The following is a 9,468-nucleotide window of genomic DNA, read 5'->3' on the forward strand; positions in this document are numbered from 1 at the left end:
ATCTCTGATGCTCAAGACCGCTTGCCAGGAGCAGTTGCTGCCCGGGGACACCCTCCAGGAGAAGTGGGAGTTCGCGACGGCCGCCGGGTTCGACGCCATCGAACTGCGCGCCCGAGGCGACCTCCACTTCGAGAGCCGGCTGCCCGAGCTGCGCCAGGCCCTCGCCGACGGTGTGGTCATGCCGACCGTCTGCGTGGACATGCTCCACTTCTTCGGTGCCTTCGACGCGGACCTGCGCCGCGACGCGATCGTCCAGATGAAGTCCCAGCTCACCGTGATCGCCGAGCTGGGCGGGCTCGGTGCCCAGACACCCGCGTCCTACGGGATGTTCTCCACGCGTCTGCCGCCGTTCCAGCCGCCGCGCGGCGCCGAGGAGGAGCGCACGGTGCTGCTGGAGGGACTCACCGAACTCGGTGAGCACGCACGGCGCGAGGGCGTGTCCCTGTTCCTCGAACCGCTCAACCGGTACGAGGACCACATGGTCAACCGGCTGGAGCAGGCGGCCGAGTTGATCCGTGCCGTCGGCCTCGACTCGGTGAAGATCGGCATCGACAGCTATCACATGAACATCGAGGAGAGCGATCCGGCTGCCGCGATCATCGCCGCCGCGCCCTACATCGGACACGCGCAGGTCAGCGACTCCAACCGGTTCCAGCCCGGCGCCGGGCACCTCGACTGGCCGGCCTGGCTCGGCGCTCTGCACGCCGTCGGCTACGACGGCTACCTCGCCGCCGAATGCAGGCTCACCGGCGACCCCGTCGAGGCCGTCCGCTCCATCCCCGCCTTCCTCCACAGGTCCGGCGCGTGACGACGACTCTCTCCGGCACACTCATGACAACCCCCGCACATCCACTCACCGGTGCCGAACTGCGCACGTTGCGCAACGAGGCGGCCCGTGTCCTGTTCACCAACTGGACAGGCACCTCCACCGTCCCCTCGGCCACGCTCTACCCGCACCAGTGGAGCTGGGACTCCGCCTTCATCGCGATCGGGCTACGCCATCTCTCCCCGCGCAGAGCCCAGTTGGAGCTGGAGACACTGCTGGGCGCGCAGTGGCACGACGGTCGCGTCCCGCACATCGTCTTCAACCCCTCGGTCCCGCTCGACTCGTACTTCCCGAGCCCGGACTTCTGGCGCTCGTCCACGGCAGGTGCCGAAGCGGGGGCGCCGCGCGGGGTCGAGACCTCGGGCATCGTGCAACCGCCGGTCCACGCCCTGGCCGCCCGGCTCGTCCACGAGGCCGACCCGGACGCCTCACGCCGCCGGAACTTCCTGCGCCGGATCTACCCCAAGCTGACAGCGTGGCACGCCTACCTCATGGAGAACCGGGACATCGGGCGGCACGGTCTGGTGTCGGTGATCCACCCGTGGGAGCCCGGCATGGACAACAGCCCTTGCTGGGACGGTCCGTTGTCCCGCGTCGAGCCGGCTCCCGCCTCCTCGTTCCGTCGCGCCGACCTCGTCCACTCGGATGCGGCGGACCGGCCGACAGACCTGGACTACGGGCGCTACGTCCGCCTCGCGGCGACCTACCGGAACAACGGCTACCGGGACGCCGGAACACCTCACCCGTTCGTGGTCGAAGACCCGGGCTTCAACGCGCTGCTCATCGCCTCCGAACACGCGCTCGCGGCCATCGCCGAAACGCTCGGCGAAGACCCCCGCCCCCACCGGGCGCGCGCCGAAAAGCTGACGACGGCCCTGGTGAACCGGTTGTGGAGCCCGCAGGACGAGCTGTTCCTCTGCTACGACGTCCGGGCAGGCGGCCTGATCGACGCGAAGAGCGTGACGGGCCTGCTGCCCCTGCTGGTCCCCGGACTGCCCGACGACATCGCGAAGGCGCTGCAACGCACCGCGGCCGGGGAGCACTTCGGGCTCGGCTCCACGACCGCGCTCGTCCCCAGCTACGACCTGCGGGGGCAGGCCTACGACCCGGCACGCTACTGGCGCGGCCCCGCCTGGTTCAACATCAACTGGGTCGTCGAGCGCGGACTGCGCCAGTACGGTGCCCTCGACAGCGCCGACACACTGACCCGGGCCGTCCTCGCCTCGTCCGCCGCATCGGGATTCGCCGAGTACGTGGACCCGCGTACCGGCCAGGCGCGCGGCACGACCAGTTTCAGCTGGACAGCGGCCGTCGTCCTCGATCTGCTGGGCCGCACCATGGAGGAAGACCGATGACACAACAGGGTCGGCTGCTGGTGCACGCGGGCACATTCGCCGTCCTCGATGCCCAGGGGGACGCGCACGGCGGTCACGGGACCTCCCCGGACGGCCTGTTCGTCCACGACGCCAGGCATCTGAGCCGCTGGGAGCTCAGCATCGACGGCGCCGCACCTCAAACACTGGTGGCGGCAGGACAGGACGAGGACACCACTGTTGTACTGACGCCTGCTGGCACCAGGGATGAGCCGCCCCGTTGCACTCTCTTCCGGCAACAGGCCCTGCGCGAAGGGGTTCTGACGGAACAGATTCATGTCCTGAGCAACGTCGCCCACACCACGGACATACTGATCACCCTCCACGTCGACGTGGACTTCGCCGACCAGTTCGAGCTGCGCACCGACCGCCGCACCTACCCGAAACCGGGAGCCACCCGAACGGTCACCGACAGCCGCGACGGCGTCACCTTTGCCTACCGGCGTGAGGCATGGCACGCGACAACGGTGATCACGGCACAGCCTGCACCCGTCATCACGGCGCCAACGCCCGAGGGCACGTCCAGGCTGATGAGCTGGCAACTCACCCTCCCCGGACACGGCAGCGCGGACCTCACCGTGACAGTCGCGCCCCGGGCGGGCGGCACCGACCGTACGGACGACCGAGCACCCACCCGAAGCACGGCCGGCCACGGCCGAAACCGCCCAGCCGCAGGGGAGTTGGCCCACGAGGAAGCGCTCACCACGCCTGGCGCCCACCCGGACCTGGCCCGTGCCTGCTCCCAAGGTCTCACCGACCTCGCCCGGCTGAGCGTCCCGGCCACCGGCCCGGACGGTGAGACCCTGTACGTGCCGGGAGCGGGTGTGCCGTGGTTCCTGACGTTGTTCGGCCGCGACTCGCTGCTGACCTCGTACTTCGCCCTGCCCTACCGGCCGGGACTCGCCAACGCCACACTCCTCGCGCTCGCGGCGACGCAGGCGACGGCGTACGACGCCGGCCGGATCGCCGAGCCCGGGAAGATCGTCCACGAGATCCGGCACGGTGAACTCGCCCACTTCGGCCAGGTTCCGTACGGCCGTTACTACGGCTCCGTCGACAGCACCCCGCTCTTTCTCGTGCTGCTCCACGCCTATGTCGACCGGACGGCTGACACCGCACTCGCCCTCCAGCTGGAGCGGCACGCCCGCGCGGCCGTGGAGTGGATGTTCCGCGACGGCGGGCTCGACGGCGCCGGCTATCTCGTTTACGAGGCCGACGAGCAGGGCCTCCTCAACCAGAACTGGAAGGACTCCGCCGGCGCCATCTGCTTCGCCGACGGAACCCAGGCATCCGGCGCCATCGCCGCGGCGGAAGTACAGGGTTACGCCTACGACGCGCTCCGCCGCACCGCGGCTCTGGCACGAACGGTATGGCAGGACACGGCGTATGCCGACCGACTTGAGTCCGCGGCGACCCGACTGCGCGAGCGGTTCCGTGACGACTTCTGGATGTCCGCCCGGAACTTCCCCGCGCTAGCCTTGGACGGCGACGGGCGGCAGGCCGACGCGCTTGCCTCGGACGCCGGGCATCTGCTGTGGTCGGGCATCCTGGATATCGACGACGCCCGAGCGGTGGGCCGACGACTGCTCGAACCCGACTTCTTCTCCGGCTGGGGCATCCGCACCCTGGCCGCCGGCCAGACGTCGTACCACCCCCTGTCGTACCACCGCGGCAGCATTTGGCCGCACGACAACGCGGTCATCGTCCTGGGGATGGCGCGCAGCGGCCTGCACACCGAGGCGGCGGCAGTGGCCGGGGGCCTGCTCGACGTCGCGGCCCAGCATGGTCATCGGCTGCCCGAGGTCATCTCCGGCTACGGACGTGAGGAGGCGCAGCGCGCCGTCCCCTACCCGCACGCCAACTCCCCCCAGGCGTGGGCAGCGGCGACCCCCCTCGCACTGCTCACGGCGTCGGCCGGGCGTACGGAATCCTGACGTTCCGTACGCCCGCCGCCGCTCGCGGCGGCCAGGGCGGTTGCCTCTCTGATCCGGTATCGAATCAAGGCTCTTTCCCTTCACGGATTGTCGGCAGAGCCGTCAGCGGACCTGTCGGTCTAGGTGACTCATGCCGACACGAAGGGTGCTGGCTGTGTTGCAGGCGTCGATCCGGGTCGAAGCGGTAGTCCCCACGGCCGGAGACGGTCTGCCCGAGGCGCGGACCGCCTTGAGGGTGAGCTCCTGGTATTCCGGCTGCAGGGGCCGTGAGCGGGTCGCGGCCCCGGCCCTGGGGGTGACCCGGTTTCGGGCCGTTACACGCGACGGAAAGCGGTGTGACCGAGATGCTGATTAGGGAAATCCGTTGATGCCGCGTCACCGGCGCCGTTACTCTGGGGCATCGATCTGTTGCACCACGTGCGCGGATTGAACGGACCCCTGGAGGGTGGCGCGCGGATGTCGGTCGACAGAAACCTGGGCAAGGCGTTGCGGTTCTGGGAACAGGGGCGCGAGTACGAGGACGCAGGCCGGTTGGTGCTTGCCAGCCGCTCATACACCCGCGGACTGGGCAGCTTCCTCTCGTACGTGAAACTCGCCCGCACGCCGGAACTGGCGCCCGCCTACTACGCGTTCGGTTCCCTCGGCAGGGAGACCGCCCGGCTGCTGATCGAAGCGAGCCCGCGCGATGCGGTGCGCAACGCCCGGATGGCCTTGGCCGCCTCGCATCTCGCGGACCCCTCCGGAGGGCAGCTTCTGCGGATCGAACGGGCGGTGCGGGACGACCGTCATCCGCCGCTCTACCAGCTCACGCTGGGCTCGCGGGGGCCGGAACTCACCCCGGAGACACGGATCGCGGGCGCGGCCGACGCGCGGGATCTGCTGGCCTCCCTGCTCGGATCGGATGCCACATGGCACGGTGCCCGGAACCTTTGGCCAATCGGCAGCGGCCCGCGGCTGGGACCGGGTCCGGTCGGCTATTGGAAGGAGAAGCAGCGCTTCATGCAGGCGACGATGCCCAGCTGTGCGGGGTTCGACAGCTCCGGGGAGCGTGACCGGTTGACGGCAGAGGCGGCGGCCATCCACGCCGAACTGCACAGGCTCGCCGTGGGATTCAAGGCGGGGAAGGACCCGAAGCGAGGTGCGGAATGAGCCGCCGGGACGTGCGAGCTTCCCTGCAGCCCGCGCTCGCCGCCTGGCGGCAGGCGCGAGTCGCCGCCGACGGTTTCGACGCGCGGCGTACCGGCCTCGCCTATCACCTTGCGGTCAACCGCCTGCACTGGCATGTCGATTTGCTCAGGACCGGCCCCCGCCCCCAGGCTGAGGTCCGGGACGAAGTGAGCGCAGCGTGCCACGCGTTGACAGTCCTGAGCCAGGAGTCCATCGCGGCGGCCACGGTTCTGGGAGCCCATCGGTACGCTGTGATCCACTCACGCATCGCCCTCGCCGCCGGGCACCTCGCTGATCCCACGCACGGCGATCCCGCGCACGTCGTCCGGGAGCTGGAAGGGCCCGCGCTCGAGCGTTTCGACCCGCACGGGATCGGTGACGTCACCCCGGCGGAGCGAATCGCGAGCGCCGCCGACGTCCGCATGGTCATGGCCCGCATGATCGCCGAACACCCGCCCGCCGCAGGTGTCAGGGGTAGACGGTGGCTGGTCACGGAAGACGCCGGCACCGGAATCGCCGCCGCCTACCGAGACCGGCGCGCCTTCCGCAGAGCCGTACTGCCTAGTTGTGCAGGCCTGGACGCGGTGGGGGAGGCGATACGACTCGGTTCTGAAAGTGTTGCGCTACGTGCCGCACTGGCCCGCCGTACGACCGGTCGCTCCGCGGAATACGAGAGCGCCCGGCAGGAGCTGGTGGTGCTCTCTGGCAGGCTCGGCGTGCCGACGCCGGCCGTGGAGTGAGGCACCGTTGTCACAGTGGGCTCAGGCATTCGGTGCTCTGGGCGCGGTGGTCATGGTGGCTTTCGGCTGCGCGAACTGGCGCTTGCCCTTTCTGGAAAGGTACCGGCTGGGCGGTTTCGGCATCGGCATGCTGACCTGGGTACTGGCCCGCTTCGACGCCCCCGCGGGTGGCCCGCCATGGTGGTACGAGGCGGCGGGCAGTTGCGCCATGCTCCTCGCCGGTGCTTCCGGCGTGGTCCGGTCATTCCGTCGGCTCCGCACGAAGGACGAGATCGAGGACGACGGGCCGCTCCGTGCGGCCGAAGGCGACGCGGCCCTGCGGCACTACTTCAAGGCCGATCGCACGTCGTCCCTCGACTCGGCCATCGACAACTACCGCGCTGCGGTGCGTGCGAGCGTCGGCACCCCGGCGCTCATACGTCACCATGCACACCTGCTGAGGTCATTGCGTATCCGCTACGAGCGGCTGCGCGATCGGGCCGATCTCGACGAGGCCGTCCACCTCGGCCGCCGGGTGCGTACTGCCACCGGACCAACACCCCACCGAGCCTTGCTGCTGACCGAGTTGAGTACGGCGCTGCGACTGCGCCACGACGACACGGGCGCCTCCGACGACCTGGCCGAGGCACGCGAGTGCGGCGCGGCGGCCGTCGCACTGCTCCACCCCCGGCACCTCCTCTTTCCTTTGTGCAGCTCTCGGCTCAGTTCCGTGATGCTCAGCTCCTACGAGTACACCCGCGACCCGCACCATCTCGACGAGGCCCTCGGCTGCCTGCGGCGGGGGCTCGTCTCGGCGGGCGAGCGTGGTTACACACGCACGGCCGACGAGATCCGGCTGTGTTTCCTGCTCACGGAAAGAGGCAGGCGGACCGGGAGGGGCGGCGACCTGGCCGAGGCCGTTGCCGTCGGTAGCCGCACGCTGGACCGGATCGCGCCGGGGGACGCCCTGTATCCGTCGTGCCTGCACCATGTCTCGGTCGCCGTCCGAGCCGGCCATGAAGCCGCCGAACAGAGGCCTGCGCCCCGGCCGCCGGCGGGCAGGCCGCACCGCACCTACCGGATCACCAGCCATCGGCCCCGTCTGGAATGGGCCGAGCATCTCGCCCGGGAGGGACTGCTCGTCCTGGCGGACGAGGATCCCGAACAGGCGCGTCACCGCCTCAACCACGCCCTGGTCCTGTACGCACAGCACCGTGCGCATCCGGTGCCGGGCCTGCTCGACCAGGCCTTGGCGGCAGCACGTTCAGCGGCACGGCATCCGACGGCCGACCTGCCGACGCGGATCCGGGCGGGGCTCGTCTGGGGCGACATCGCGACCGCCGAGAGCCGCCCCCCGGAGGCCGTCGAAGCGTACGAGACCGTCATTGGGCTGCTGCCGCGCCTTGCCTCGCACGAGTTGGCGCGCGCCGACCAGGAGGAACAGATCGCCCGCAGGCCGGGTGTCGCCGCGGCGGCGGCCACCAGCGCCCTGATGGCGGGCGAGCCCGCCAGAGCAGCTGCCCTCCTGGAGCACGGCCGCGGCATGCTGCTTTCCCGCACACTCGCCCTGCGTACCGACGCAACCGCGATGCGTGTGGCGCACCCGGCACTCGCGGCCGAACTGGAAGAAGCACGCCGGGAGTTGACGGCACCCGTATGCGACAGTGATCCGGAGGTTCGGCGCACGACCCGGCGGGCACAGGAGGCGCGCTGGGAACAGCTGCTGACGAGGATCAACGACCAGCCCGGATTCGAGGACTTCGCCCGACCCCCGACGGCCGAGCAGTTGCGTGCGCAGGGCGCTGACGGCCCACTGATTTACCTCACGGCCACGGCACGGGGCTCCAGCGCCGTCGTCGTCACCGCGCGGGACATCCGCGCGGTCCCCCTGAACATCACACCGGACGACGTAGAACGGCAGGTGGGGGTATTGCGGAGCTGCTTCGCGCCCGGAACCATCCACCGCGTCGACGCCCAGGGTCCGGCATTCGACGTCCTGGGCTGGATGTGGGACGAGCTCGTCGCCCCCGCACTGTCCGTGGCTGACCTCGCCGCCGCACCCGGCCGGGATCTGCCGCGTGTGTGGTGGGTCCCCACCGGCATGCTTACGGCACTGCCGTTGCACGCGGCCGGCCATCACCGCGACGGTGGACCTGCTCTCCTGGACCGGGCGGTCTCCTCGTACACACCGACCGTGCGGGCCCTGGCCGCCGCCCGTACCCGCTCCGGTGCCACAGTGCCGGACGGGAGCCGCCTTGTCGTGTCGGTGCCCTCGGCGCCGGGGACCATCACGCTGCCGTCCGCTGTCGAAGAGGCGGACCTCGCGCGGGCGGCCGCTCCCGCCGCTGTAACAGTACTGACCGACGCGGCCGCCACCCGCGACCGAGTTCTGGCGGAGCTGCCGCAGCACATGTGGGCGCACTTCGCCTGCCACGCCGTCACCGATCCGAGCGCACCCTCGCGCAGCGGTCTGCTGCTCCACGATCACCTCGACACACCGCTCACGGTCGCCGACGTCTCCGCGTTGGATTTGCGCGGCTCGCGGCTGGCGTATCTCTCCGCCTGCGAGACGGCCGTGGTCGGGCCGCGCCATCTGGACGAGGCGATCCACCTCGCCTCCGCCTTCCAGCTCGCCGGGTTCGCGCATGTCATCGCGACGCTGTGGCAGGTGCCCGACTTGGGTGCGTTCCACCTGGCGAAGGCGATGTACGCGACGTTCGGAGAAGCGGCGCGAAGCGGCGGCGAGGTGGCACGAGTCGTCCACGAGGTGAACCGGCGGGGCCGCGACACGTTGTCCCCGAAGCTGCCAGGAGTGTGGGCGGCGCTGATGCACGTGGGCCCCTGAACCGCCGCCCACGAAGGTCACTCGTCGTCGGACGACTGGGCTACCGGCTCCGGAGCCGAGAGGGCCTCATGCGCGGGAGCGTTCGATGCGCTCGCGGGGTCCGACGGAGCCACCGCGGGCTCGGTGACGTCGTCCACCGGGGTGTGACCCCGGCCCGCGACACCGCCGGGGAGCTGCAACTCCCGCTCGAACGGGGTGAGGTCGTGGTCGCTGATGCCCATTGGCTCACCTGTTCCGCTCAGTTGCCGTCCGGGGCGGGCGAGCCGTCCCGGGTGGTGCCGTCGTCGGGTGCTGCCGGGGGCGGCAGCAGGATCTCGAGTACGTCGGTGTCGGCGGCGCGTATGTAGAGCCCACCGGTCTGTTCGATCCTGCGGTGGAAGGTGCCGTCCGGCCGCATCAGCCACGCCGATTCCAGGTAGAGCTCCGTCGGGTGCGGATACGACGTGGCGTACGAGCGCGTGCCGTACCATCCGCCGATCCACACCCCGTCCCGCAGCCGCAACCGCACGAAGCACGAGCCGCGCTCCTGGAACAGCCGGTCCCATGCGGTGGGCGTGGCGCGAAAGCGCACCGTGCGCACCCTGCGCCGCTGCAAGAAGGTGAC

The 9,468-nt window shown here is 70.5% G+C and carries 8 protein-coding genes; 6 read left to right on the forward strand and 2 right to left on the reverse strand.

The genetic code is table 11. The features are described from left to right. The first annotated feature begins 7 nt into the window (after positions 1–7). The 6 genes from HY68_RS37910 (at position 8) to HY68_RS39930 (ending at position 8,864) form a co-directional block, all read left to right on the forward strand. Positions 8–808, forward strand: coding sequence for a sugar phosphate isomerase/epimerase family protein (locus tag HY68_RS37910; RefSeq protein ID WP_042001981.1), 801 nt, complete (start codon positions 8–10; stop codon positions 806–808). 23 nt (positions 809–831) lie between these two features. Continuing rightward, positions 832–2,181: a trehalase family glycosidase gene (locus HY68_RS37915; RefSeq protein ID WP_042002002.1), complete on the forward strand. Its 1,350-nt coding sequence runs from the start codon at positions 832–834 to the stop codon at positions 2,179–2,181. Then, complete coding sequence (locus HY68_RS37920; protein ID WP_042001984.1) at positions 2,178–4,133, forward strand: glycogen debranching N-terminal domain-containing protein; 1,956 nt, start codon at positions 2,178–2,180, stop codon at positions 4,131–4,133. The genes HY68_RS37915 and HY68_RS37920 overlap by 4 nt, the downstream gene beginning before the upstream one ends. Positions 4,134–4,589: 456 nt before the next feature. After that, a complete protein-coding gene (locus HY68_RS37925) occupies positions 4,590–5,282 on the forward strand; it encodes a hypothetical protein (protein WP_042001987.1) in 693 nt (230 codons plus the stop codon). Beyond that, a complete protein-coding gene (locus tag HY68_RS37930) occupies positions 5,279–6,040 on the forward strand; it encodes a hypothetical protein (RefSeq protein ID WP_042001990.1) in 762 nt (253 codons plus the stop codon). Before HY68_RS37925 ends, HY68_RS37930 begins: the two co-directional genes overlap by 4 nt. 82 nt (positions 6,041–6,122) lie before the next feature. Beyond that, positions 6,123–8,864, forward strand: coding sequence for a CHAT domain-containing protein (locus HY68_RS39930; protein WP_157874589.1), 2,742 nt, complete (start codon positions 6,123–6,125; stop codon positions 8,862–8,864). 17 nt (positions 8,865–8,881) lie between these two features. Here the strand turns inward: HY68_RS39930 and HY68_RS37940 are convergent, their stop codons facing one another. Then, entirely contained in the window at positions 8,882–9,085 is a 204-nt protein-coding gene (locus tag HY68_RS37940; protein ID WP_042001992.1) for a hypothetical protein, read from the reverse strand. Between the two features lie 17 nt (positions 9,086–9,102). Beyond that, positions 9,103–9,468: DUF6338 family protein (locus tag HY68_RS37945; RefSeq protein WP_042001995.1), on the reverse strand; the 366-nt coding region annotated here is incomplete at its 5' end.

It is taken from the genome of Streptomyces sp. AcH 505 (assembly GCF_000818175.1).
Taxonomy (GTDB): Bacteria; Actinomycetota; Actinomycetes; order Streptomycetales; family Streptomycetaceae; genus Streptomyces.

What these genes read in the sequence shown, in the direction of transcription:
- HY68_RS37910 (WP_042001981.1), top strand. Translation starts at nt 8, where the DNA reads ATGCTCAAGACCGCTTGCCAGGAGCAGTTGCTGCCCGGGGACACCCTC.
- HY68_RS37915 (WP_042002002.1), top strand. Translation starts at nt 832, where the DNA reads ATGACAACCCCCGCACATCCACTCACCGGTGCCGAACTGCGCACGTTG.
- HY68_RS37920 (WP_042001984.1), top strand. Translation starts at nt 2,178, where the DNA reads ATGACACAACAGGGTCGGCTGCTGGTGCACGCGGGCACATTCGCCGTC.
- HY68_RS37925 (WP_042001987.1), top strand. Translation starts at nt 4,590, where the DNA reads ATGTCGGTCGACAGAAACCTGGGCAAGGCGTTGCGGTTCTGGGAACAG.
- HY68_RS37930 (WP_042001990.1), top strand. Translation starts at nt 5,279, where the DNA reads ATGAGCCGCCGGGACGTGCGAGCTTCCCTGCAGCCCGCGCTCGCCGCC.
- HY68_RS37940 (WP_042001992.1), bottom strand. Translation starts at nt 9,085, where the DNA reads ATGGGCATCAGCGACCACGACCTCACCCCGTTCGAGCGGGAGTTGCAG.